General features: G+C 51.3%; 16 protein-coding genes. 10 read left to right on the plus strand and 6 right to left on the minus strand.

Annotated features, from left to right (window positions below; translation table 11 throughout):
- The 3 genes from AACZ40_RS13030 to mfd all read right to left on the minus strand — a co-directional run.
- Positions 1 to 4,707 (minus strand): hypothetical protein (locus tag AACZ40_RS13030; protein ID WP_339674612.1); only part of this gene is annotated, 4,707 nt, incomplete at its 3' end.
- Between the two features lie 411 nt (positions 4,708 to 5,118).
- Positions 5,119 to 6,375, minus strand: coding sequence for a peptidylprolyl isomerase (locus AACZ40_RS13035; RefSeq protein ID WP_291168759.1), 1,257 nt, complete (start codon positions 6,373 to 6,375; stop codon positions 5,119 to 5,121).
- A gap of 183 nt (positions 6,376 to 6,558) precedes the next feature.
- The gene (gene mfd / locus AACZ40_RS13040) at positions 6,559 to 9,897 is read right to left on the minus strand and encodes a transcription-repair coupling factor (RefSeq protein WP_291168761.1); all 3,339 of its coding nucleotides are present in this window, start codon (positions 9,895 to 9,897) and stop codon (positions 6,559 to 6,561) included.
- Between the two features lie 207 nt (positions 9,898 to 10,104).
- On the opposite strand from mfd, the gene aroB reads away from it, so the two are divergent.
- The 7 genes from aroB (at position 10,105) to AACZ40_RS13075 (ending at position 16,262) form a co-directional block, all read left to right on the plus strand.
- On the plus strand, positions 10,105 to 11,277 hold the full coding sequence (gene aroB / locus AACZ40_RS13045) for a 3-dehydroquinate synthase (RefSeq protein WP_291168763.1): 1,173 nt from the start codon (positions 10,105 to 10,107) through the stop codon (positions 11,275 to 11,277).
- A gap of 413 nt (positions 11,278 to 11,690) precedes the next feature.
- Complete coding sequence (locus AACZ40_RS13050) at positions 11,691 to 12,074, plus strand: Hpt domain-containing protein (RefSeq protein WP_291168765.1); 384 nt, start codon at positions 11,691 to 11,693, stop codon at positions 12,072 to 12,074.
- 48 nt (positions 12,075 to 12,122) lie between these two features.
- The gene (locus tag AACZ40_RS13055; protein ID WP_291168767.1) at positions 12,123 to 12,716 is read left to right on the plus strand and encodes a response regulator; all 594 of its coding nucleotides are present in this window, start codon (positions 12,123 to 12,125) and stop codon (positions 12,714 to 12,716) included.
- A gap of 175 nt (positions 12,717 to 12,891) precedes the next feature.
- Complete coding sequence (locus tag AACZ40_RS13060; RefSeq protein ID WP_291168768.1) at positions 12,892 to 13,299, plus strand: PilZ domain-containing protein; 408 nt, start codon at positions 12,892 to 12,894, stop codon at positions 13,297 to 13,299.
- A 132-nt stretch (positions 13,300 to 13,431) separates the two neighbouring features.
- Positions 13,432 to 14,148, plus strand: coding sequence for a YggS family pyridoxal phosphate-dependent enzyme (locus AACZ40_RS13065; RefSeq protein WP_291168769.1), 717 nt, complete (start codon positions 13,432 to 13,434; stop codon positions 14,146 to 14,148).
- Positions 14,149 to 14,157: 9 nt separating this feature from the next.
- Positions 14,158 to 14,472 (plus strand): DUF167 domain-containing protein, encoded by a 315-nt coding sequence (locus tag AACZ40_RS13070; RefSeq protein ID WP_291168770.1) that lies wholly within the window; start codon positions 14,158 to 14,160, stop codon positions 14,470 to 14,472.
- A 485-nt stretch (positions 14,473 to 14,957) separates the two neighbouring features.
- Positions 14,958 to 16,262: a PQQ-like beta-propeller repeat protein gene (locus tag AACZ40_RS13075; RefSeq protein WP_291168771.1), complete on the plus strand. Its 1,305-nt coding sequence runs from the start codon at positions 14,958 to 14,960 to the stop codon at positions 16,260 to 16,262.
- Between the two features lie 73 nt (positions 16,263 to 16,335).
- Here AACZ40_RS13075 and AACZ40_RS13080 read toward each other — a convergent pair whose 3' ends face one another.
- Together AACZ40_RS13080 and AACZ40_RS13085 are read right to left on the minus strand one after the other, a co-directional pair.
- Positions 16,336 to 17,130: a hypothetical protein gene (locus AACZ40_RS13080; protein WP_291168772.1), complete on the minus strand. Its 795-nt coding sequence runs from the start codon at positions 17,128 to 17,130 to the stop codon at positions 16,336 to 16,338.
- 1 nt (position 17,131) lies between these two features.
- Entirely contained in the window at positions 17,132 to 18,598 is a 1,467-nt protein-coding gene (locus AACZ40_RS13085) for a MotA/TolQ/ExbB proton channel family protein (protein WP_291168773.1), read from the minus strand.
- A 499-nt stretch (positions 18,599 to 19,097) separates the two neighbouring features.
- On the opposite strand from AACZ40_RS13085, the gene AACZ40_RS13090 reads away from it, so the two are divergent.
- The 3 genes from AACZ40_RS13090 to ppk1 all read left to right on the plus strand — a co-directional run bounded on the left by AACZ40_RS13090 (position 19,098) and on the right by ppk1 (position 23,940).
- Positions 19,098 to 20,120 (plus strand): ROK family protein, encoded by a 1,023-nt coding sequence (locus AACZ40_RS13090; RefSeq protein ID WP_291168775.1) that lies wholly within the window; start codon positions 19,098 to 19,100, stop codon positions 20,118 to 20,120.
- The gene (locus AACZ40_RS13095) at positions 20,117 to 21,736 is read left to right on the plus strand and encodes an HD domain-containing protein (RefSeq protein ID WP_291168777.1); all 1,620 of its coding nucleotides are present in this window, start codon (positions 20,117 to 20,119) and stop codon (positions 21,734 to 21,736) included. Before AACZ40_RS13090 ends, AACZ40_RS13095 begins: the two co-directional genes overlap by 4 nt.
- 74 nt (positions 21,737 to 21,810) lie before the next feature.
- On the plus strand, positions 21,811 to 23,940 hold the full coding sequence (gene ppk1 / locus AACZ40_RS13100; RefSeq protein WP_291168779.1) for a polyphosphate kinase 1: 2,130 nt from the start codon (positions 21,811 to 21,813) through the stop codon (positions 23,938 to 23,940).
- A 589-nt stretch (positions 23,941 to 24,529) separates the two neighbouring features.
- Here the strand turns inward: ppk1 and AACZ40_RS13105 are convergent.
- Positions 24,530 to 25,828, minus strand: a complete 1,299-nt coding sequence (locus AACZ40_RS13105) for a Gfo/Idh/MocA family oxidoreductase (RefSeq protein WP_291168781.1) — start codon at positions 25,826 to 25,828, stop codon at positions 24,530 to 24,532.
- Positions 25,829 to 26,270: the final 442 nt, after the last annotated feature.

Genomic DNA, 26,270 nt, shown 5'->3' on the forward strand with positions numbered 1-26,270 from the left:
GCCCTGTTGACCCTGCTGGCCTTGCTGGCCCCCTTGGCCCCCTTGGCCGCCGGCACCACCGATACCACCCACGCCTGTTCCGACTCCGTTACCGAAGTTTCCGCCACCCTGCTGACCCAGCTGGCCACCCTGCTGACCTTGCTGGCCCTGCTGACCCTGCTGGCCGCCCACTCCACCCCCACCCTGGAAGGAGAAGGTAAAGACGTCGGTGACGTTGGTGAAGTTAGGATTGACAGAGAGTCGTACATAGCGTCGGTCTGCAGAGATCACAGCCGAGACTGTTAAGGAGACCCCTTCAGGAATATTTGCGATAATCGGTGTGAACCCGACAGCGAAGTTACCTACCGTTGGCACCAGGCTGATCACGAAAGGCCGCGATACGTTACTGGTTACAAAGGCAACCTGACCGTTGAAGAGTGTCACTTTCGGAGCAAACATCAGGTTCGATCTTTCATCTGCCTGGGCGGCGTTGATGAAGAAGAAGGCTTCGATGTCGCTCAGAATAGCCATACCCACGTTCACACCGGCGTTGGCATTGAAGCTACCGAATTCCGGTACGCCGATTTCAAATGATCCCTGACGGAACTGCACATCCAGGTCGGGGGTGAATGAGTCCGGAGAGCTCATCCCGACGACTGTACCGTCTTTAGGCCAGTTATCGAAGTTCAACAGAGTCCGTGTTGGCGGGTTACTGAACGGTGCGACCCCTTCACCACCCGTCTGGCCACTTGTGGTCGTCTGGCCCTGCTGGCCCTGCTGACCGCCCTGCTGTCCGCCCTGCTGACCACCACCGCCGCTTTGATTGGTATTAAGCAGGTTGACCTGGCCAAAGCCGGGAACCGGGCTTCCGGTGTCAGTGATCGTCGGACTGCCGACTGTATCCTGAACGTTGAAGTCAAAGTCGACACCAATTCGCTCGAAGAAACGGTCGGAGACGGTCACGAAGCGAACTTCGATAGTCACCTGCAGGTCCTGCAGTCTTCGCAGCTGCTCCAGCAGGTTGGCAATTTCATCATGTACTTTTTGTGTCTGACGAATTACCAGACTCAAAGTGGTTTCAAAAGGACGTACGCTGCCGGCTCCGCCGATCTCTTCCCAGGAATCTGGTTCGACGGTGGAAACAATCAGCTCAGTCAGAGAATCAAAGTCGATATTGGACCCACCACCGGCAACACGAGATGTTGCTCCGTTGTTATTCCAGGGGTTGGAACCGGGGACACCACCCATCACGGGGTCAGCCACCTGGAAGTTACCAGGAGCCGCCTGATTACCACCCATGCCGGAACCATAGCTGATCGCTCCCATCTGACTGTAGGGATTGGCGGCCATGCTGCCACTGGCGGCAAAGTTGGGAATGGGAACCACCAGGTCAGCCACAGGGTAGGTCTGAGTTGTCAGAGTCCCCTGCTGACGGATGCGACTGGTGATCTTTAATACTTCGTTATCAATTGTGTAAGACAGGTTCAGAGGTTCGAGCAGCAGATTCAAGGCACTTCGCAGCTTGATTCCATTGACGTTGATTGTCACGGGAGCACTGGGAGTAACCCCTTCTTCTTCGAGTCCCAGACTGTCCAGGAAGATATTGATCCCGGTGAGAGTCTGAATCTTGTTCATGACATTCGTCAGAGGCTCATTTTCGAACTGCAGGTTCACTGGACGATCCAGGCTTTCTTCGATCTGCAGTTCCCGCTCTGTTTTCTGGTTATGGTTTTTGACATGATATTTATCACGTCGTTTGGTCAGTTCTGCCCACTCTTTGGCGTCGTGACCAAACTTGATATCCGGTGTGTAGGCATCAGCCAGTGCTTCTTCCACATCGTTCAGCTGATTCCAGACGTTGGCTTCTTTACGTTCCCGCATGCTATTGTTGGAAGCTTCGCGTCGCAGAAACATTGCTTTGTACTTCAAGGTCTCTGTCACAGGATTCTGTGGATCAAGATCTTTAGCCTGTTTGGCGATCACTTCCGCTTCTGCGTAGCGACGCTGGTCAACCAGTTCGTTAAATTTCTGTACCAGGTCGGCCAGTTCCTGTTCGACCCGGATTTTGTTCTTGATAGTGGCATTGATGTACTCTTCCACTTCCTGGTTCTGCTTCTTCAGCTCTTCCAGAGGTGCCACCTGCTTGCGGAAGGAATCAATGGATTCGCGTGTCCGCTGCAGTGAACCGATTAAAGTGGTTGTTGACTTCTTATCCAGGCTGGAGCTTTCGACTTTCGCCATGGTCTGATCGATAATATTTATTGCGTCGGTTGGAGCCGATTCACGCATTTTTTCAGCTTTGAAGATGGCATTCAACACATCAGATCGCAGGCGGCTGAACTCAATTGCCTGTTTCTGCTGAACCAGGTCAATGTTGCTGGATTCCTGTGAACCGTCAACCGGATCGTCGGATGATGTCTGATTCTCCACCAGGCGGATCTTATCTGCCCGTGAAGGTGCCAGTTCCCGGACCGCATCCTGCAGCTGTTGTGCCCGATGATTGTCCAGTTTTTCACCCGACTGATAGGCAGCCAGGAAAGACTGATAAGCAGCGTCCCGATTACCTTCCGACAGGCGTTGCATTCCCAGGTTATACAGTTCCAGGGCAGAGGCACCTGGATGAATCACAGCGATCTCGCTGGCTTCATTCTTATTCATCCGGGCAACCTGTTCAGGCTGTGCTGACATCCGGGCTTCCAGATCACGCAGTACAGACTGCGGACTGTCTTCACCGGCTTTGAATTCGACGCCAACTCTTAATGCTTCCTGGGCATTCACCCGGGCAGAATCAAGACGACCGGCTTTCAGATCGGTTCTGGCCTGTGCAACCAGTTTCTGAGTGAACTGTTTTTTACGTTCCATTTCAGCAGCATACAGCTGTTCCTGCGAGAGTCCGCCCGGTTGTCCGGCCATATTACGGATGTCGGCCAGAACCTGTTCGGGACGATCTTCAAACAGACTGTAAGCAGTATCAACCTGCTGAGCTGCTTCGGCTTTCTGTCGGGCATCTTCGATTCGCCCTTGTGCCAAATCGTTCCGGGCAGCGGCAATCAGCTGACGTGCATATTCAGGATTGTTTTTCTCACTGGCGGTATTGCCAGGATTGAATTTATTTTCTGAACTCGTACCCACCCGCTTGATGAAAGCGGAAGGATCTTCACTGGCGGAAGCAAATTGAATATTCAGTGACTCAGCCAGTTTCTGAGCAGATGATGCGAGCATCAGAGCTTCATCTTTATTTCCCTGCTGCAGAGCGACCTGTGCCTGTTCCATCAGACGATTGATCCGGGGACGAATGGCATCCTGGTTTTCCTGCAGGCCTTTGATACCGGACAGGGTGGCTGCTTCGTCAGAAATACGGTCGATGGCTGCCAGAACCAGTTCAGGGCGGTCATCGAACAGGTCGTAAGAAACTTTCATTCCCTGAACCTGCTGGACTTTCTGACGAGCTCCTTCGAAGTCCTGTTTCTTGATATCCAGGCGAGCCTGTCGTAATAATTCGGTAGCCTGTTCTTTGGAGGCTGTTTCAGCGCCGGACATTCCGGCACCTGTTGCATTCCCGGTGGAAGCCAGCGTACCAGCACCAGCGCGGGCACGTTTAATCTCGTCGAGTACCAGTTCCGGGCGATCATCAAACAGTCGATAAGCGACATCCACCTGGCTGGCCTGTTGTGCCAGAGCCTTGGCGGAATCCAGTTTACCTGCCTGCAGTGCTGCGCGAGCCTGCTCCAGCAGTCGTGCTGCCTGTTCTTTTTCAGAAGAACCTGCGGAGGACTGAGCAATCTGTTGAGTCGGTTCTGGTTTACCGGCGAAGATTTTCGCACCGGTTTTACGTTCGATCTCAGCGAGGATATGTTGAGGGCGTTCTTCAAACAGCTGGTAGGCAACATCATAATCCTTGGCCTGCAAAGCGAGGGTGCGGGCATCATCATAGTTGCCGGAGTTCAATGATTGACGAGCCTGCTTCAGGAGTACGGAAGCCTGCTCTTTTTCTGTGAGTTTTCTGTCCTGGCTGCCATCAAAAGGATTTGCAGCTGGAGTTGAGAAGGGATTGCTTCCAGCTGGTTCTTCGATACCGGCGACCTGCATTACCTGCGAATCCTGTCTGGTAAATCCACCCGCCTGCTGTACAGGAGCGTTTTTCTGCAGGCGTTGTTCTGCGCGAGCGATGGCTGCGAGGACCTGTTCGGGACGTTCTTCGAACGGACCATATTCCAGACGCATCTCTGCGGCCTGTCCTGCTTTCTGTCGGGCTTTATCCAGTTCGTTCAGCTTGATGTCTTCACGGGCGGACTGAAGTAACTGACGTGCCAGCTGCTTCTGTTCCTGCGGAGACTTCCCTGCCTGATTGGGAAAGTTCGTAGTAAATTCGGTGTCGGAGGCCGGAGACTGTGCTCGGACAATCTGTTTTTCCCGGGGAGCAGCCGCCCTGGTACGAGCCCTGCCGAGGTACTCGTTCATTTTGCGGAACTCGGCGGAGGACAGTCGTCCGGGAGAGACAGAGGCTTTTTCGAGCACCTCTACCGCTTCGGCGTATTGTCCTCGTTCATAATACTGAGTACCCAGACTCAGGTAGTAACGAGCTGAGCGTAGTTGACGCCCCGAAACAGACTGACTGTTATTCTCGACGTCAGCAGCGACCTTCCTGGTCGTGTTGCCGAGATTGGCCAGCCACATTGACGCTGCGATTAGCGTCGTACAGGCCAGTACTCCAAATGCCTTGCCCAATGTAGGTCCCTCCTTCAAGCCAGAACACCAACTGTGATTATGTTTTTTTTGAGGAGTCATCATGACTTCCAACTCGCTATCTATTATGGGTAGGATTTTAGTCCGAATTCTGAATTTAGTGCCATACGAGTTTTGCAGGACCAACCAGGATTCCAGAAAAACGAAACGCTATTGAATGTTTGCCATCGGGCAAAATTTAACAAACGATTGTCAGAGAAATGATAGTGTGATTTGATTTTTTGAGAGTAGAGAGAAGTGTGTGCGGGTAATAATCGATTTGTCGTTTTCAGGTCAATATGATTTTGACAAATTTTTCAATTTAGTTTGCATGGTTTTCAAAATACTTTTTCAATCTGTATTTCACGCAGCAAATCTTAATCTGAGCTTCATATCTGCTCTTTACCGAGCCGCTTACTTTGTAATATTTTCATCTTCCGTTTTATATTCGAACATCGATTCGATGATCGCTTTCTCGTAGAGTTTTTCCAGGGTTTCCCTGGAGGCTTTGATACGGGATTCATTCACCATGCTTTGTTCCAGCTTTGACTGGACATCAGCAAACGGTGTATGCCCGGCTTCTTTACGATCAATGACTTTTACGATCTGAAACGAATCATCCGTTTCGAAGACCTGGCTGGTCTGTCCGATTGGCAGTTGAAACAGGGCTTCTTCCACTTCCGTTTCAGCCAGGCTGCCTCGACCGGTCCAGCCCCATTGCCCTTTTTTCTCGGCCCGTGGTCCATCAGAATATTTTTCTGCCAGGGCACCAAAATCTTCGCCTGCCTGCAGTTTATGAATGACTTCATCCAAAACACCGACGGCTTTTTCTTTACCGCCATGCTGGGAATAGCTGATCCGAATTCGCTGCCAGCGTGCTTTCGCTGGATAGGCATAATCCTCGATATTGGATTTGTAACGTGCCAGAACTTCTTCACGGCTGAAACTGTTTTTCGCTTTTGCTTTGACAGACATGAACTGAAGCGCGGACTGCTGCTTCATGAACAGTTCTTTCTCCATGTACAGCGAACGCCCCTGCTGGTTCAGTTTTGCTTCCAGTTCCTGGGGAGAGCCGGCTCCGACACTCTTTTGCAGCTCGGGGATTCTTTCTTCTTCAAATGCTTTGACCAGATGCTCCTGGAGCATATCGAGCTGCTCTTTTTTGAGAGTGGTTTTCATTTCATGGATGAGCAACTGGCGTTCAATGTGACTTTTCAAATCCCGTTTTACCAGGGCTGTCCGTAATTTCTGATATTCTTCGGGCGGCATTCTCTGCTCGGCCTGCTTCAATTGAAAATCATAAATGCCGATAATGTCAGAAACAAAAAGAGGAGTCCCGTTGACCATGGCCACCACGGTGCTGTCTTTTAATTCCTCAACGGAATCATCGATCACACTGGCTGTGGAAGTAGGCGAATCGGAAGTGGATGAGGCAGTGATCACCGGCGTCTCAAACGGATTGTCTGATTCCTCGAAATCTCCCTCGATAATATTTTTTCTGTCTTCAGAGCGACTCGCCATCTGCGTGTGTTGCAGCTTCTGCTGTTTGAGCGCAGACTCCAGACGCGGAGGGGGTGGCCCCAGCACCGGGTTATCGACCTTGGGAGTCGTTTCGCACCCAGAAATGCTGAGAAAAGCCATCATCAATAAATATATTTGCGCGTAGCGCATCAAGATGCATCCTGCATGATGAACGAATTATTTACCGGGAGTTTGAGAGACAATCTGTAGTCAGGATTTTGAATTCAGCCCGATTTACAAGGGAGGTGTAAGGATGGGATACTGACTGAATTTTGATCCGCATCATCCTGTTCAGCAGGCAAAACACCTTTCCAAGGCGATCTGATGAACCGATCAGACTGATGTGGCAGGATTATAAGCCGGATCAAAAGTTTGTTGCAATACCGTTTTGAGTTCCTGCATCACCTCTTCGGTATTCTCCGCAGATACGGGCAGTGGGATGTAGGCGGATTTCTGATCTACAATCCGGACGGGAATCCGGCCCTGATTGCTTTTTGCCAAAGCCAGTATGTGATTTTTGTCCCGATAACCCAGCACAGCGAAGTTATTTTCCAGGCGAATACTGTCGACCTGCCACCGCTGTGACAGGATTTGTAATTCTTTCAAAATCAATAATTGTCTCGCAGGATGCGGAATGGAGCCAAATCGATCTTCCATTTCTTCCTCAAGGGCAGTCAGTTCCTCAAGCGAACGCACCGCGGACAGTTTTCGATAGATTTCAATTTTGATGCGGCCGGGGGGAATGTAATCCGAAGGCAAATACGCTGTGCAAGGCAGGTCAATCGCCACATGATGGTGTTCGCGAATGGGTTCATTTTTCAGCTTCCTGCAGGCATTTTCCAGTAACTGACAATACAGCTCATAACCGACGGCTGCGATGTGTCCGCTCTGTTCGGTTCCCAGGATATTTCCGGCTCCGCGAATCTCCAGATCGCGCATGGCAATTTTGAACCCGGCCCCCAGCTCACTGTATTCTTCAATCGCCTTTAAGCGTTTGGCAGCAATCGAGGTCAGAATCTGCCCGTCGCGGAGCAGCAGATAGCAGTAGGCCCGATGATGCGACCGCCCGACCCGACCCCGCAACTGGTGCAGATCGGATAAGCCATGGTTACCGGCATCATGAATAAAAATTGTATTGGCATTGGGAATATCCAGACCGCTTTCAATAATCGTGGTGCAGACAAAAATGTCTACCTTGCCGGAAACGAAATTCAACATCGCCGCTTCCAGTTCCGACTCTTTCATCTGCCCGTGTCCAATCCCGATACTCGCTTCCGGTACGATTTGCTGGATTCGATCGGCGTATTTCTGCAGATCATGCACGCGATTATGCACAAAATAAACCTGGCCATTGCGGTTCAGTTCCCGGACCATCGCATGTCGAATCAATTCGGGATCAAAGCGGGTGATTCTGGTTTCAATGGGAACACGATCGCGGGGCGCTGTCGTCAGGTTGGAAATATCACGAATGCCCAGCAGCGACATATGCAATGTGCGCGGAACCGGTGTGGCGCTCAACGTGAGCACGTCGATCTGCAGCCTGAGATGTTTCAGCCTCTCTTTGGCTTCCACACCGAACCGCTGCTCTTCATCAATGATCAACAGACCCAGATCTTTAAATTTGATATCCTTCTGAATCAGCCGATGTGTGCCAATCACCAGGTCCACGCTGCCCGCGGCCATGCCCTCCAGAATCGCCCGCTGTTCTTTTTTTGATTTGAAACGGGACAGCCCTTCAATGGTAATGGGGTAATCAGCCATTCGCTCACTGAAAGTCCGGGTATGCTGTTCTGCGAGCACCGTGGTCGGCACGAGGACGGCCACCTGTTTACCGGCATCAATGGCTTTGAAAGCAGCGCGAATGGCGACTTCCGTTTTTCCATAGCCGACATCGCCACAGATCAGTCGATCCATGGGCTGTGCCCGTTCCATGTCATGCCGTACATCGCTGATGGCGTGCAACTGGTCGGAAGTCTCGGTATAGGGAAACGACGCTTCAAACTCTTTCTGCCAGTGGCTGTCAGGAGGATAGGAAATACCGGGTTGACCCGAGCGCTGCGCCTGCAGACGCAGCATGTCGCTGGCCATATCCCGAACCGCTTCTGCCGCTTTTGCTTTTTTGCTGGCCCAGCTTTTCGTACCCAGCTTTGACAACTGCGGTACATGTTTGCCTCCGCCAATATATTTCTGAACCAGATGGACCAGTGAAACGGGCACGTACATCTGCACTTTATCACGAAACTCCAGGGAGAGATGTTCTTCCCGATACCCTTCCTTATCCAGCAGTTCCAGGCCTCGGAAGCGGGCAATCCCATGTGATAGATGAACAACGAAATCACCGACGTTCAAATCCAGGAAACTGTCAATCGCCCGACTCTCAACTTTGCGTTTCCGGGGCTTATGCCTGATATCAGCCCGGCCAAACAGTTCGTGATCACTCAGCACCACCAGGTGCTCGGGGACGATACGAAATCCCAGCGCCAGGTTTCCAATACAGGTTTTCACGCGGCGGGATAAATCCAGTTCAGACTCATCCAGAAGTTCCTGCAGACGATCCTGCTCTCCCTGGTTGTGACAGCAGACCAGCACGGTATCCTGCGGCCCCGTAATCGACGCCAGTTCTTCCAGCATTTCTGATTTGGCGCGGGTAAACCGTTCTACTGATTCGATCTGCAGATGGCAGGAGATTTCGGTCGATCCTGCAGAAATCGGAGCAATCGTCACCGAGGGAAAATCAGTGCAGCGCGACATGGTCGAAGGCACACTGAACAGTCCGCGCGGATTTTCCAGACGATCCAGATAACGCTTACCTTCATCAATCAACTCGGGCAGTTCAACCAATGCAATACACGCATCAGGGGGCAGGTTATCCAGCAGACTTTCCGATGCGGTGCCGTCTTCATCGCGCGCAGGAGTATGAGGCTGCCTGTCGGAGCGGTCTGCGGGGACAGGCGAAATCAGCGTGAGGTCAACCTGTTGACAGGTCTCAAGTGTACGCTGTGTTTCCGTATCAAACTGCCTGATCGATTCCACTTCATCCCCGAAGAATTCAATGCGAATCGGTAAAGCGGAATCCGGCGAATAAATATCCAGGATGCCGCCATGCATACTGAATTCGCCGGGAAGCTCGATCGCCGTGGTCCGTTCAAAGCCACGCTCCAGCAACCATTTCATGAAGGAATCAGTATCGATTTCATCACCAACCTGAATGCGGCGCGTCGCTTCCTTCCGCTGTTGCCGGCTGGGCACAGGCTGCAGCAGAGCCGGAAATGATGTGACGATGACTAGAGGAGTCGAGGCAGATTCTCCCGACTGCTGCAACTGACTGAGTACCCGCAGACGCCCTCCGAAAACCGCATCGGCTACATCATGTTCGTCCGGGAGTGTCTCCCAGGCAGGAAAGATCTCGGGAATCGTTCCCATAAAGCTGGCCAGGTCCCCGGAAAATTCGTCGATTTCCGAGAGACGTGGAAGCACAATCAGCAGCACGGAATCCAGGGCGGCAGCAACACAGGCTGCCGTCAGCGCGCATGATCCTCCCCAGGCTCCGTCAATCGTCCCACTCTGTCCGGATCGTAAAGCCGCTGTCACTGCGGCAAAACCATCGCTGCGACTGAGGACGGGAACCAGATCCTGCATCGACTCAATCTGACTGTCGCCGTGTGTTATCATATGCGAGAATATTTTAGCAGGCGGTACTGAATTGTCACGTGCCTGCTGCCGAAAAACTGTTTCTGCTGTTCGATTTGGGTCAATTCGGCGTGACTTCATCCTGCCGCAGAGTTACGATAGACGTCTGTTGAATCAGTTGGCTGTGTCCCTGTTCAAAATGGTTTTCAGTCGGCTGCTTACCCGATTTTCCAGTACGAAGGATGTAAAGTGTCTGAAAGTTTAGATGTCAATGTCGCCCTGGGTCCACGCAGTTACCATATTTCGGTGGTCAGCAATCAGTTTGCTCAGTTTGCTGATACACTGGAAACCTGGATGAATCAGAATCCCGCCTACCGGAATGCGCTGGCGGAGGGCAGTAAGACCGCATTGATCATCACAGACCGGAATCTGTCAACACTGCACACACCCCACATCGAAACCAGCCTGCAAGCAAAGGGCTGGAAATTTGAAACCGCGATCATTGAACCGGGTGAAAAATCAAAATCTCTGGAAGTGATTTCCAGCCTGTATGACAAACTGGTCGCGATGAAGGCAGATCGACAGACCGTCGTGATCGCCGTGGGTGGCGGCGTGACAGGTGATGCCGCCGGTTTTGTGGCAGCAACTTATGTCCGTGGTCTCCCCTTTGTCCAGGTTCCGACCTCACTGCTGGCACATGTCGACAGCTCCGTGGGAGGCAAAGTCGGGGTCAACCATCCCCAGGCTAAAAACCTGATCGGCGCGTTCTATCAGCCGCTGGGTGTCTTCATTGATACTTCGACTCTGGAAACACTGCCTCCGAGGGATTACCGCAGTGGCCTGGCAGAAGTGGTGAAGTATGGCGTGATTCTGGATTCCCGCTTCTTTCAATATCTCGAACAGAACATCGAAGCGCTGAACAAGCGCGATCCCGAGGTCCTGCGTCACGTAATCGCCCGTAGCTGTGAACTCAAGGCAGAAGTGGTGGAACAGGATGAGCATGAACGTTCCGGATTGCGTGCCATTTTGAATTATGGACACACCTTTGCGCATGCTTTTGAAGCGCTTTGCGGATACGGGGAACTGATGCATGGCGAAGCGGTTTCCATAGGCATGATCTATGCCAGCTATCTCGCTGAGAAACTGGAACTGATTTCCCACCAGGATACGGAGCGTCAAATCAAATTGCTGGAAGCCCTGGGTTTACCGGTACTTCTTCCCAAGGGGACCCGGTTGGATGCAGACCAGATTATTGACCGGATGAAACTCGATAAAAAAACCGTGGGGGGCAAACTGCGATTTGTACTGCCTACCAGTCTGGGCCGCGTGGAAGTCTTCAAAGAAATCCCGGAAAGTCTGGTCCGGGAAGTTCTGGAAGAACTGGCTCATCCTGCCGCTGCCGAAGATGATTTTCAAATCTGACGGTTGATCTCTGCAAAAACCCTGCGGGGCACATCTCATTTCCCACGGTTTTTCCCGTCGCAACAGCAGTTGAGGCCTGTTGGTTTTGAGGAATCGCTTCAACGTTTTCGCTGCACCTTAAGGGAAATCCCTCAAATTGCATGCATCATAAACCGAACCAAAACGGACTGATTTATCCAAAACCGTGAATTTGCTGGCGATTTTACTCTCCCAAACGATACAGGTTGCAGAGTCCCTAAAAAAACAAAATCGTCTTGCCGCTGTTTCCGATGATCTTTGATCATTTCTGAAAATGGAAACTAACCTTAGCTGTAGGCCTGCTGACAATTTCTCTGAATCGCTGCGCCACAGTAGAGCTGCCTGTGCCGCGACACCAGTTTGCGCTGCGCGATTTCCCGCTAAGGAAAAATTAAATGATGAATACAAACACAACAAGCAACACAGGACAGTGGCGACTGATTGACGGCGACCGGATTCTGGATATGGCAATGGGAGATACGGAGTTTCTTGCGGAATTAATCGAGCTGTTTATGAGTACGGTTCCCGAGCAGATGTGTGAGATCGGTCTGGCCATCGAACGGAAACAGGCAGAGACCCTGGCGATCACGGCACATGGTTTCAAAGGAACCGTCGCAAACTACACCAGAGAAGAGCCCTTTCGGCTGTTACAGACATTAGAAGACGATGGAAAGTCAAATCAACTACAGGATGCTTCTATCAGTTATGCAGCTCTGGAAAACGAAATGCAGGAACTGATTAGTGAACTGAATATGCTGATGGCACAGGTGTGCCGTTAAAAAAGTTTTATACCCGCTAAACCTGGTTTTAAACCAAAGGCTGATGTAATGAAAATTTTAGTTGTCGATGATGTCGGCTATACCTGCCACTTTCATGCTCGACTTATTGAAAAATTCGGTTATCGATGTTGTTCAGCGACTTCAGGCTTTGAGGCCCTGAACCTTCTGAAAACAGATAATGATATTAATATTGTCATTACAGACCTGATGATGCGCGGCATGGATGGCGTCGATTTATACAAAGAAGCCCAGCACCTGGAACGCTTCACGGACGACGGACAACTGGATCCGCCCCAGTTCATTCTCATGACCGCATTGCGCCTGGAAAAAAATTCCAACGACAAAGATGTACAACGGCTCAAACTGGCGAAGGAACTGGGAATTGACAAAATCATGTTTAAGCCACTGGATCAGGATGAACTGCGGGAAACATTGAAAGATATGTTGATGGGCGCTCCGGAAGGTTCCATTACGTCGCAAACCGTCGATTTATATACGCCAGCGCAAAAGATTAAAGACGCGGTCAATGATATTATCGAATCAGGAAATTCCACGGCCGCAGAGCAGTTTATTGAATGCCTGAATGGTGAAGTCCATCATCTTCAGGAATTTCTGTCAAAGCTGGAAACGGTTCAGAATTAAATACTTGATTTACACCATTCCATGACAGTACATCAAATTTTATTGATTCATTACAGGAGGGATTTGACTGCACCAATTCCAGACCTATAGTTGTGATAGTCCTATACAAACCTGACCGTTTTTAAGAATTATTGGGCAACAACTAAATATTCAAATCTTTAAATGGGCCTCTCCCATGAGTCTAATTAATCTGGAACAATACTCTGTCAAACAGAACCGGGCCATCTCACGTGTTCTGGATACACTGGATCGTATCGATCAACGCACTGGTGTGCACTATTCCAACAAAAGGTCGCATGAGCGTAAAGACTTCCGGGGAGTTGTGTGGATTTCACTGCCGGACAGCGATGCTGCCGATGACCAGGAATCCACAACCATCAAAGTCTGGGCACGCTCCATCTCCCAGTCGGGGCTCTCCTTCATTTATCCCTTCCCCATCTATCGGAACAATATTCTGGTAGGAGTTCCCGTTCAGGGTTCACAGGTCACCTGGTTTCGTTCAGAAATTGTCAGGCAAAAAGAGATTGAAGAAGAACAGTTCTTTGAATTCGGAGTTCGCTTTCTGGGTAAAGTGACTGCCTGAATCGATTTCAAAGGTGGTCTCCGGTTGGATTTCAAGTGCCGGGGAAGATATGATTCTCAACAGATCATCAGCAGCAGACAGAGCTGTCGCCAATCATTGAATCGACTGAAATAAACGGGAAACATACCGGTAATGGAAGACCTCGCTGGCCTCCTGCACAAGAATTTAACGGGAATACAAGCGCGAATCCGCGCTGCCTGCACCCGGGCACACCGCGCCCCTGAATCGGTCACGCTCATCGGCGTGACCAAATATGCCCGCCTGGAATGGGTCTCGGAACTGATCCGTCTGGGTTGCCGGGATCTGGCTGAAAGCCGCACTCCCCAGCTCACCGAACGGGCGGAATCCCTTTCACCGAATGTCCACTGGCACTTCATCGGACCTCTGCAACGTAATAAAGTCAGACGGACCATCCAGTACAGCCACCTGATTCACTCGGTCGATTCAGAAAAATTACTGAATACCATCGATCGAGTCGCCGCGGAATCCGACCTCAGGCCCCGGGTTCTGATCGAGGTTAATCTTTCAGGCGAAGCAAATAAAAAAGGATTTCAGAAAACAGAACTGCTGCAAACATGGCACACACTCTGCCAGAACAGGCACGTTCAAATCGCGGGGCTGATGACGATGGCACCGCATGTGGATGACCCTGAAGCGGCCCGTCCTGTCTTTCGTGAACTGGCCGCACTGCGTGATATTCTGCAGGCCGTGTCTCCAGTACAGATCAGACTTCAGGAACTGTCGATGGGCATGAGTGGCGATTTCGAAGTGGGTATTGAAGAAGGAGCCACCCTCGTGCGTGTCGGCAGCGCGCTGTTTGAAGGTCTGGCAGACTTGTCTTTGAATTGAGAATTCATCGTGAATCTACCATTAAATCTGGAAATGGATGGCACGGCGATACTCCTTCCGGTGCGTGCGCAACCACGATCCAGTAAAAACGGAATCGAGGGAGTACATGCTGGCAGACTCAAAGTCTGCGTCACACAAGTTCCTGAAAAAGGAAAAGCCAACAAAGCCCTGCTCAAAGTGATTCAGTCAGGCCTGAAGCTGAAACGATCACAAATTGAACTCTATAAGGGAGAAACGGCGTCTTTAAAGATCTTTCGCATTCGGGAAATCTCCCGAGAAGAATTGTACACACGAATTTCTGCTGCCATCAATCCGTCCCGTTAGAGCGTATCACATTTAACCATAGCGTCTCTCAATCTATTATACTCGGTTCAAATGCCCCTGGAGACGCTACAGTAAAACGGGACACAGTCTAGCTACTGTCCTGCATTGGCATCTGCTCTGTGGTGCCGGTCCCGTCAGCACTTTTACCGTTCAGTCTCTGGCCAGTTTCTGGAATTGAAAATTGGCTCTCCGCTGGACAGGAATCGGTCAACATAGATTGCAGCCACTCTGAGCGGGGCATATAATCACGAGTGCGTCCGTGTCTTACCTCAAGAGGCATTCGCTGCATTTTATGAATCAGCCTGAACCGGAATACAGCAGCGATCTCTCAAATGAATGTGCACTCCATTTAACCACAGCGTTTCTCACCCATTGTTGCCCGGCTCCGATTGCCCTGGAGACACTACAGAGCAGACGCTACAAAAAAACTGGATACCGGCTGGATTCCCTCCTCGCCTGAAAATCTCAAAAAGGACTATTTGATTATGAGCAACTCGATGCCTGTTCGCCTGCTGCTGGGCGCCCTACTGGTTTGCGGACTCTCCCTGTCAGCGAAAGCAAACGAACCTGCAAAACTGTCTGACTCGTGGGAACAGTGGAGAGGCCCCGATCGTCTGAATCATTCAGCGGATACCGGCCTGCTCGATGACTGGAATGCAACTCCTCCCAAACTGCTCTGGACTGCCAGTGGCATGGGTAAAGGATATGCCAGTGTCTCGATCAAGGATAATCGACTGTTCACAACAGGAAATCTGCCGGAAGGCCAGGCCGTGATCGCCGTCAATACCGACGATGGCAAGATCCTCTGGAAAACCAACCTGCTGGAACTCAACCCCGAACACGGATACCCGGGAGCACGCTGCACACCTTCAATCGATGGAGACCGCCTGTATGCGATTGCCTCCAATGGCGCGATATTCTGCCTGAGTGTCGCCGATGGGGAAATCATCTGGCAGAAAAATTTTGAAGACGAGTGGGATGGAAAAATGATGTCCAAATGGGGCTTTTCAGAATCCCCGCTGATCGATGGCGATCTCGTCTTATGCACCCCCGGTGGCAAAGATGCCATGATGGTGGCCCTGGATAAAACAACGGGTAAGGAAGTCTGGAAAACCTCGGTCAAAGACCTGGGGGAACAGGGCAAGGATGGTGCCGGGTATTCTTCCATCGTCATTTCCAATGCAGCCGGCGTGAAACAGTATGTTCAGCTCACAGGACGCGGCGTGATTGGTGTCCGTGCCAGTGATGGCAAACTCTTATGGAACTACAACGACGTGGCCAACAAAGTGGCCAATATTCCGACTCCCATCGTTTCCGGTGACTATGTCTTCTGCTCCACCGGATATGGAACCGGAAGCGCGCTCCTGAAAATCACCAAAGACGGCGACAACGTGAATGCGGAAGAAGTGTATTTCCTCGACGCCAAAACCATGCAGAACCACCATGGAGGCATGGTCCTGTATAAAGACCACATCTATTGCGGCCATGGTCATAACAACGGCTTCCCGCTCTGCCTGAACCTCAAGACAGGCAAAGTCGTCTGGGGTGGAAAAATTCGCGGTGAAGGCTCCGGTTCTGCAGCAGTCTTATTCGCAGATGGAAACCTGATTTTCCGCTATGAAAATGGTGAGATCGCGCTGGTGGAAGCGACCACAGAAGATTACAAGCTGAAAGGTTCGTTCCGCCCTGATCAGGTCCTCGGCAAAGCCTGGGCGCATCCGGTCGTGTGTGGCGGAAAGCTCTACCTGCGGGAGCAGGACGTGCTGATGTGTTACGACCTGCGAAAGTAAGGTCCTCAACAGATATCACTGAAAAAAGCTCTGTCGAATTGATCGGCAGAGCTTTTATTTTTTATACCCCGACTTATCCGGCCGCGTTTTTAAAACGACTCAGGTCGATTTTCCCATTGCCTTCCACAGGCAGCTTGCCGTTGGGGCAATAACGGGAACGGGCCACGCTGGAAGCAATGTTATAGGTATACACGGCATCTTCCCGGATCAGGAAGATAACAGTCCCCTTGTTCTGGGCGCCAATCTGATCGAGCAGTTCTACGAAAGGCAGGCTTTTCCGCAGATCGTCACGGCGGACGTGTAAATCTTTGGCAGGCCCATCCAGAACAACGATTCCATTTTTGGTACACTCAATAAACGTGGGATTCAGATCCACACCAGACCCTCCCGGCTGAATTCGCACTTCCGCGGCCACCGGGTTTTCCCGTTTATTCAATTCGATTTTGAGCTTGTCGATTTCCTTCTGCAGCGTCATGGGTTCGTCTTTGATTTCGTTAATCCGTTTTTCAAGACGATTCGCTTCTGCCAGCAGTTTGACTTTTTCTTCCGGGCTGATATCCGTCGGAATTTTATTTTTTTCCTGCTTCAGCTTTTTGAGTTCCTCCAGCGCCAGGATCAGGTCGCGATTCAGCTTGGATAAATCTTCCACCTGGCTTTGAATCTGCTCCAGTTCCTGCTGTTTTTCGGTAATCTGCTCTTGGTCTTTCTCGAATTCTTCCACGCGTTTCCAGGCATCATCCTGCTGATCCATCTGACTGAGCGCCATGGCCGTGATCATCAGCGTCAGAACGCCAATGACACACGCCAGAATACTCAGAAACGGAAACAGGGAAACCGTCTCTTCACTATCCTTCTTCTTTCTACCCACGTTATCTTACTCTCTTCGAATTCCCGAATAATCCCCAACGCTTGCGAGGTGCTTCGACCTGTTGAATCAGAACCTGCTTTTCACCCAGGTTCATCAATACCGTGTTCAAGCCGTTTAACCCCTGCTGTACGCCATTGAAGGACTGGGACAGCACGCCGGCGGCCTCGGCCATTTCCGTCGCTTCGCCGTTCATTTTTTCCAGATGGGATGTGTGCGCGGACTGGAGCGCGGTCATTTTTTCTTCCACGCTTTCCAGATGCCTGATGACTTCTTTCACTTCAGCCAGCTGCGCTTCCTGCTGCTCGCGAATTTTATCATCGATTTTACCCCAGGATTTCACAACCTGCTGTGACAGTGTACTGCCGATGCCTTCCAGTTTTTCGATCCAGGTCTGTAACTCGGCATGGTGATTTGCCATCGCTTTATCGATGGTTCGCTGGATCAGGCGGCGGTGATCTTTTTCATCACCACTACTGCCAGCCTGGTCGCTCTCTTTCAGCCGTTTTAACAGGTTTTCATTACAGTATTCATCAACCCAGTTCAGCAGATCTTCTTCCGATTTCTGCATGGAACTGCTGGGAAACATCACCAGCATACTCATCACCAGCGCGACCAGAGTCGTATCGAAGGCAGTCGAAAGCCCCCCTGTCACACTCCCCAGGGATTCCTTCAGAGCAGAGATGTCGGCAGCTTTGTCCATCCCCCCGGAGAAGCCCCCCACGGCGGCACTGATCCCGATCACAGTACCGATGAACCCCAGAATCGGGATCGCCCAGATGAAGACTTTGAGAATGGTGTAACTGGAATCAACGGCAGTCGCATCGATTTCTGATTGTGACTGCAGGCGGCTGGAAACTTCGGCACTGCTTTTCAAAACGCTGAAATGCTCCAGCCCTCGCAATACCCGATTCACCAGAAAGCTTTCCCGCGGATCAACGGGCAGGTTCTTGACGTGCTCGATAAATCGGGAAACTGTCTTCTCGGAAATCTCTTCAGAAATATCGATCGGCAGTGTATCGAACAGCATCGAATCTTTCTGTTTTCCCAGCTTAAAGTATTTTAAAACCAGAATCGTGGCAGACCAGCTCATCAAAAAGACCAGCGCAAATGGAACCCAGCCCCGGTCCAGAAACAATTCTCCCAGGTAATAGTTCCGGATAGGGAACATCAGCGCGATGAATGCGACAGAGGCCCCGACCGCGATCATGCCACTTTTCGAGAGGCTGACCTCGGTACCATCGGCCCAGCCACTGGAGACGTGCTTGTTTCCACCGCGGCTGCTGGAAGTTCTGCTGGCGCTGGTAGAACCGGAAGCGCTGACATCGATTGTCGTATCGATCACCGGTGACTCAGGTTTTTTGACCAGCATCGTATGATGACAGTAGGGACAACGAACTTTTTTACCCACGTTTTCATCGCGGACTTTGAGCTTTTTGGAACATTTTTCACAGGGAAACTGGAAATACATTGAGGAAACCCCAGGAGGTAGTAGACTTTAGTGTAGCACTGAGCCTCTTAAAGCGTACGCAATAAACCATAGTGTCTTTGTATCGATGATACCCGGCCCAAATGGTCCTGGAGACGCTACAGTGAAACGGAACACAGTCAAATGAAGAACTCAGCAGTAATTTAGATAGAAATATAGTTTAGCCAAGCTACGTCGGTCCCAAAAGTCAACAGCCTGTCGCAATCATCTAAACACGGCAAACAATGCCCTTTTCAGCTGGTTTTTCCAGAAATCGCTCCCGTAAGCCAGGTAGGCCCCCCGTTTCCCTGGAATTTTCTCCGGAAACAGAAATCTTAGACTGTCTCTTGTTTATCGAGTTCTAAACAGGTCAGAATACACGAGATAAGAACTTTTCGTTATAATGTCGGTGCGTAGAATACCATCGAGAGAAAACAGTTTAAACTTTCCGTTGACCGCTTTTGAGCGGAGAGTCAATCCTTAAGCTATAGAAATCAAATTCATGTCTGCAGATTCCGTTGAAACCACCAGCCGCTACTGGGCCGGGTTCGACCTGGGTGGCACCAAAATGCTGGCCAAAATATTTGACTCGCAATATAAAACCCTGGGAAGAAAACGCAGAAAGACCAAAGGCCATGCGGGCATGGAGCTGGGGCTGGAACGCATTGCCCAGACGATTCATCAGGCACTGGAAGAAGCCGGTCTGACTCCCAATGAACTGGCGGGCATTGGCGTCGGTTGCCCGGGCCCTCTCGATCTGGAAGCGGGCGTCATCTTTGAAGCGCCCAACCTGGGCTGGTACAATGCTCCCGTGAAAGAAGTGCTGGAAAAAGAGTTCGGTTGTCCGGTCGTGATCTGCAATGATGTCGATGCGGGCGTCTACGGCGAATACCGTTTCGGCGCGGCCCGGGGAGCCCGCTCTGCCCTGGGCATTTTCCCGGGAACCGGTATTGGCGGCGGTGCCGTCTACCGCGGACAGTTGATCCAGGGAAGTAAAAGCTCCTGTATGGAGATCGGCCACATCAAAATATTGCCGGAAGGCCCCGAATGCGGTTGTGGTCAGCACGGATGCCTGGAAGTTCTGGCGAGCCGACTGGCGATCTCTGCCGCGGCAGCACAGGCTGCTTACCGCGGAGATGCCCCCGTCCTGCGTTCCATGGTCGGCACCGACCTCTCGGATATTCGCAGTGGTATTCTCGCCTCTGCGATCAAGGGGGGTGATGAGAGTGTGAAAAAGATCGTCCTGCGGGCTGCGGAGTATATTGGGATTGCAGCCGGAAACCTGATCCATACTTTTTCACCGGAAATTATCGTTCTGGGAGGAGGGCTGGTGGAAGCCATGCCCGAACTGATCGTACCAGCTGTAACGGAAGCAACCCGACGCAATGTCATGCCTACGTTCAAAGATTCATTCAAAGTGGTTGCCGCTCAATTGGGGGATGACTCGTCAGTGATGGGAGTTGCCGCCTGGGCGCAAAATGTTATTCAGCAAAACTCTTCGGTGAGAATTGAAACGCAGGTATGAACACAAAAGATTCACTGCCGGCTGAGGCATCCCCGGGTTCCAGTCGACTGGAGTCTGGCTCGAATCAGTTGATCGCTGTCATCGATATCGGCACAGGCGCTATCCGTATGGCCATCGCTGAGATTAAAGAAGACCGTTCTGTTTACGCCCTGGAACGTCTCTCCCAGGCCGTCACGTTGGGGAAAGACACCTTCCAGACACGGAATATTCAGAAAGCCACGATGGAAGAGTGTGTACGGATCCTCAAAAGCTACCGTCGACGGCTGGATGAATACCAGATCACCCGCGATGAGCAGATTCGGGTTGCTGCCACCAGCGCGGTCCGGGAAGCAGACAATCGCCTGGCGTTCACAGACCGTATTTTCATCGCCACCGGGTTTGAGGTTTCCCCACTGGATGAAGCCGAAGTCAATCGTATCACCTACCAGGGGATCCGTCCCTACCTCGCAGCCAAACCCAATCTGGATGAAGCCCAGACCATTGTGACGGAAATTGGGGGAGGCACCACCGAACTGCTGCTCGTACAAAAGGGAAATGTGCTGTTCTCCGGAAACTATCGACTGGGAGCGTTGCGGCTGCGGGAAATGCTCAAAGGCTACCGTGTGCCCTTATCCAAGGAACGCACGATCATGGAGAATCAGATCGAACGGGTGATCCAGCAGATCGTCCACGAAGTTCCCGGCGATAAATCCGTCAAACTGGTTGTCCTGGGAGGCGATGTCCGCTTTGCCCTGGCGCAACTTCGTCCCGATGATGAAATCCCCGACCCGGGTAATTCTCCCGATGAACTGGATCGGCTCAAGGTTTCGGAACTCAGCAAGTTTACCGATAAAATCCTGCAGAAGAACGAAGACGAACTGGTACAGGAATACCACCTGTCATTCACCGATGCAGAAACGCTCGGCCCGGCGCTGCTGGCGTATACCAAGCTGGCGGAAGCCTATCAGCAGAAACACATCTACGTCACCAAGGCCAACTTTCGTGATGGACTGTTGAAAGAAATTGCCGACCAGAGTAACTGGTCTGACGAGTTCAACCAGCAGGTCCTGCGTTCCACAATTGACTTTGGTAAACGCTTCGATTTTGATGAGACGCATGCCGGCCATGTTGCCTTTCTGGCGGATAAGCTGTTTCAGTCATTACAGAATGAACACAAGCTCGACGCGCGAAATCGATTCTTACTGTATATTGCCGCCTACCTGCATGAGATCGGGATTTACGTGAATCAACGCGGTTATCACAAGCATTCGATGTACCTGATCAGCAATGGCAACCTGTTTGGGCTGGGACAGACCGACCTGCTGCTGGTCGCTTTGATTGCCCGTTACCATCGTCGGGCGTCCCCCAAAGCCACGCACCCGGGATATTCCACACTCGATCGTGTCAGCCGCATCGCCATTGCCAAAATGTCTGCCATCCTGCGGGTCGCAGACGCACTGGATTATTCCTACAGCCAGCGGGTTAAGGAAATTGAATGCGAAATCGATCAGGGACAGTTAATCATTTCAATCCCCCATGTGGAAGACGTCTCGCTGGAACAAATCGCGCTCGTCGAAAAAGGCCCTCTGTTTGAAGAAGTCTTCGGGTTGAAAGTTCACTTGAGGAAAAAACAGTAAGCCGTCCGGATGATTTTCAATCAACCGTTGCGTTCCATTTTATCTATACGACAGACTGAAATAACAGGTTGACCATGGCCAACACATCAATGAATTATATCAACCGGGAATTAAGCTGGCTGGAATTCAATCAGCGGGTTCTGGATGAAGCCCATGACCCGGAGATCCCGCTGCTGGAACGTTTAAAATTCCTGGCCATCACCAGTTCCAACCTGGATGAATTCTTTATGGTCCGCGTGGGCGGTTTACACCTGCTGCAGGCCAGTGGCAATAAAAAAGCAGATCCTTCCGGGATGACTCCCCGCGAAACCCTCGATGCCGTCTGCCTGCGTGCGCATCAGATGATGGTGGAACAGTACCAGTGTCTGCTGAAAGAAATCGAACCCCCGCTGGCAGCCGCCGGTTTCCAACGAGTCAACCCGCAGGAACTCACCGATTCACAGCGACGAATCGTGGAACATGTTTTCCGGGATGAAATCTATCCCGTACTCACGCCGATGGCGGTGACTTCGGACATGGATTTTCCCTTCCTGATCAACCAGACGCTGAACCTCGTGGTTCGCCTGGCGCCCGATGAAAAAGGGAAAGGCAAAGCAAAGACCGGAAAAGATCGATTCGCGATCATCCCCTTCGGCAGAAACGAATTCCGCTTCATCACGCTCCCCTCGGAAGGCGGTTATCAGTATCTGCCCATGGAGGATGCCATCTGCCTGTTTATCGAACAGTATTTTCAAGGCGAGCACGTGCTGGAGTGTATTCCATTTCGCGTAACGAAAAACGCCTATGTCAGCCTGCAGGACGAATTCGCCTCGGACCTGCTGCACCAGATGGAAGACATGCTGGACCAGCGTAAGCAGGGGGACTGTATTCGCCTGGAGATTGCGGAATCGGTTTCTGTGGAAACGCTGGAATTTCTGGAGCGCGGCCTGGGTGTGCTGGATGAAAACGTCTACCGCATCCCGGGTCCACTGGACCTGACCGCATTCATGCGGCTGACGGAGATATCCGGATTCGATGACCAGAAAGATTCCAACTGGCCACCCCAGCCCTCACCGGAAGTGAACCCGCGGATCAGCATGTTTGAAAATATCACACGGCAGGATATTCTGCTGTGCCACCCTTACGAAAGTTTTGAACCTGTCGTGCGACTGGTGGAAGAAGCCGCCGTCGATCCTGATGTGCTGGCGATCAAACAGATTCTTTATCGCACGAGCAAACACAGCCCGATCGTGGCAGCCCTGATCCGTGCCGCCGAGCAGGGTAAGCATGTCACCGCGATTGTGGAACTGAAAGCCCGCTTCGATGAAGCGCGCAATATCGAATGGGCCAGGAACCTGGAACATGCCGGCGTGCAGGTGATCTACGGCGTCAAAGGCCTGAAGACACATGCCAAAATCTGCTGTATTATCCGCCGCGAACCTCACGGGATTCAACGCTATCTGCATTTCGGAACGGGAAACTACAACGATGCGACTGCAAAAATCTACAGTGATATCAGTTACTTCACCAACAACGAGGTGCTGGCATCGGACGCCATCAACTTTTTTAATTCGATCACCGGCTATTCGACCCCGCAGAAATACCAGAAGCTGGAAGCGGCTCCGATCAGCCTGAGAGATAAACTGCTCGACCTGATCCACCATGAAACAGAACGGAAAAAACAGGGTCAGAAAGCCAGGATTGTCGCCAAGGTCAATTCACTGGTCGATCCGGAAATCATCGATGCCCTGTATGAAGCTTCGGAAGCGGGCGTGAAGATCAAGCTCAATATTCGTGGCATCTGCTGCCTGCGACCGGGTGTTCCCAAGCTCAGCAAAAATATCGAAGTCGTCAGCATCATCGACCGCTTCCTGGAACATGCCCGCATATTTTACTTTTATCATGGCGGAGACGAACGCGTCTTTATCTCCAGTGCCGACTGGATGCCCCGCAACCTGGATCGGCGAGTCGAATTGCTTGTTCCCATCGAAGAAGAAAAATGCCATCGTAAACTCATCAAAATTCTCAACAGCTATTTTGAAGACAATGCCAAGGCACGCGTCTTAAACAGCGAGGGAGTTTACGAGCGGATCACGCCTAATAAAGAGAAAAATCTGGTGCGCTGCCAGCAGGTGCTTTACGAAGAAGCAGTCGCGGCGAGCAGGCAGGCTGAAAAGGTGGGACGCACTGTCTTCGAGCCGCACATGGCTCCGGAAGATCAGTAACAGCCGCGAACCTGTCTCCAGAATTGTGTGTCACTACACAGGCAGCCAGTCAATACATCAGACGATCGACTTTCGTCTGACTGCACTGATCTGGAATTCGCAGGAATCGTTAAATTCTTATCCTCTTTTATAAGAATATGTTACCGTTTTCGGCATTTCCCGTTCATGAGAATTTCGGCAAGATCTTTGAAAATCGGTCTTGCCACAAATGAGGGATCTGCAAGAATAGTTATAGCTAATGTATCGCACCCACGCAGTGCGATAGGACTAAAGCCTGTATTCAAGTTGGAGCTACAAACCGATGAAGAAACAGGGAGTTTATCCAAGAAAAGGAGGTGATTGAGTGGACAGTTATTGTTGTAGCCAGAAAGGTGGTTGTTCTTAGCGACTACTGGCGGGTTGTCAAAGACAACCACCACTCGTGAGGATCACCTCGATCCAAACGAACATTAACAGGAGGCTGATCCGCGCCAGCGTGGATCAGCCTCTCTTTTTTTCGGAACAGGTCCGGAACAGACATGAAAAAAACAGCACCAGAGCCTGGCTCCGATGCTGTTTTTATTTTTTCCGCGATGGGAAATCACAAAGATCAGACTTCGTTGGGAACCACGAATGGTTCGCGGTACTCACGTGTCAGATATTGATCGGCTTCCGCATCGTTTACAAACTGCTCCGTCTTGGGGTCAAAGTTTAACTGACGTCCCAGCCGGAAAGCGATGTTACCGAGATGGGCAATACCGGAACTGGTATGTGCTGTCTCCACGGGACCATTCAACGTCTCTGCCTTTCGTGAACGAACCGCGTTCAGGAAGTTGGTGAAGTGGGGAACGACGGGATCACCGCCGCTGTTTTTCGGCCCCGGTTCTCCCTTGCGTCCCAGGAAGATTTCATAGGAGTTATAGCCTTTGACGACCATGTACCCTTCTGATCCATAGAAGATATTACCCACAGACGCGCCCCCTTCTTCATTCGTTATCCAGGGACGGACTTCAAACTGGATCATTTTATTTTCTTCAGGATAGAAATAGTTGGTGGAAAGCACCTCGGGAGTCACCTTGTCGTCATCCCACAGGAACTTGCCGCCCATGGCGGTGATCTGCGAGGGGAGTTTCACATCCAGCCCCCACAGGCACATATCCGTTTCATGGACACCCTGGTTACCGACATCTCCGTTGCCGTAATCCCACGTCCAGTGCCAGTTGTAATGCACGTAACGCTGTGAGAAATTGGTTTCCTGCGCCGGCCCCTGCCAGAGGTTCCAGTCGAGGTATGCAGGAGCCTTTTCATCCGGTTTATGACCGATGGAAGGACGCCAGCGAAAGACCAGTCCGCGTGCCATGTAAACATCGCCGATCGTCCCTTTGCGAAGATGTTCTACGCCTTCCTGGATGGCGGGCTGACTGCGAAGCTGAACGCCGTGCTGGACGATGCGTTTGTATTTCTTTGCCGCTTCAATCATTTTGCGGCCTTCGAACAGATTATGAGAACCCGGCTTTTCGACATAAACGTCTTTACCGGCCTGACAGGCCCAGATGGTCGCCAGTGAATGCCAGTGGTTCGGCGTGGCTACCGTTACGACATCAATATCATCGCGGTCGAATACTTTGCGCATATCGGTTTCGGTTTCGACTTTGCGGCCGTATTTCTTTTCGAACTCTGCGGCCCGTTTGGCGAGAACCTGTTCATCAGGATCACACAACAGCACAACATCAGCGCCTTCGATTTCCCCAATCGCGTTAATGTGTGTTTTACCGCGACCGTTTACCCCCAGCACAGCGATCCGGATTTTACTGTTGACATCTGCTCGCGCGGCACCAGTCAGCAATGTAGTAGCTGCAACCGCTCCTGCACTCGTCTGGAGAAAGCTGCGCCGTGTGACCTCACTCATAATTCACCCTTTATGTTTTGAATAATAAAAACGTCAACCCGCTTCAGGCTGAACGAAAAGAACCCCCTGAATCAATACTTTATCGTAAGCAGCCTGCCCGCCAAAGTCCAGACTTTTGACAGCCGAAGCGGAGGGATGAGAGCGGGAATTTTCCAGAAATAATTGTACGAGCGCTGACTGAATGTTGTTTATTTTAAGCAACAACTGCCTGTCCGCCGGGACAATCGGGTTTTACAGGGTTTCGAAAGATTTCTGCGATCAGGAAAAAGAAACGACGTTGCCTTCCGGGAACATCGTTGAAAATTCTGTTCAGGAAATGCCGGCTTTACCCGGGCAGGTCCCTGCGAATCACAATCAAATTCAATTCGACTCAAGTCATTTGTGTGTTATATTTTTAGCGGATCAACCATGAATCAAATGCAACATACATCTTGTCTCTTCA

The organism is uncultured Gimesia sp. (genome assembly GCF_963972345.1).
Lineage (GTDB): Bacteria > Planctomycetota > Planctomycetia > Planctomycetales > Planctomycetaceae > Gimesia.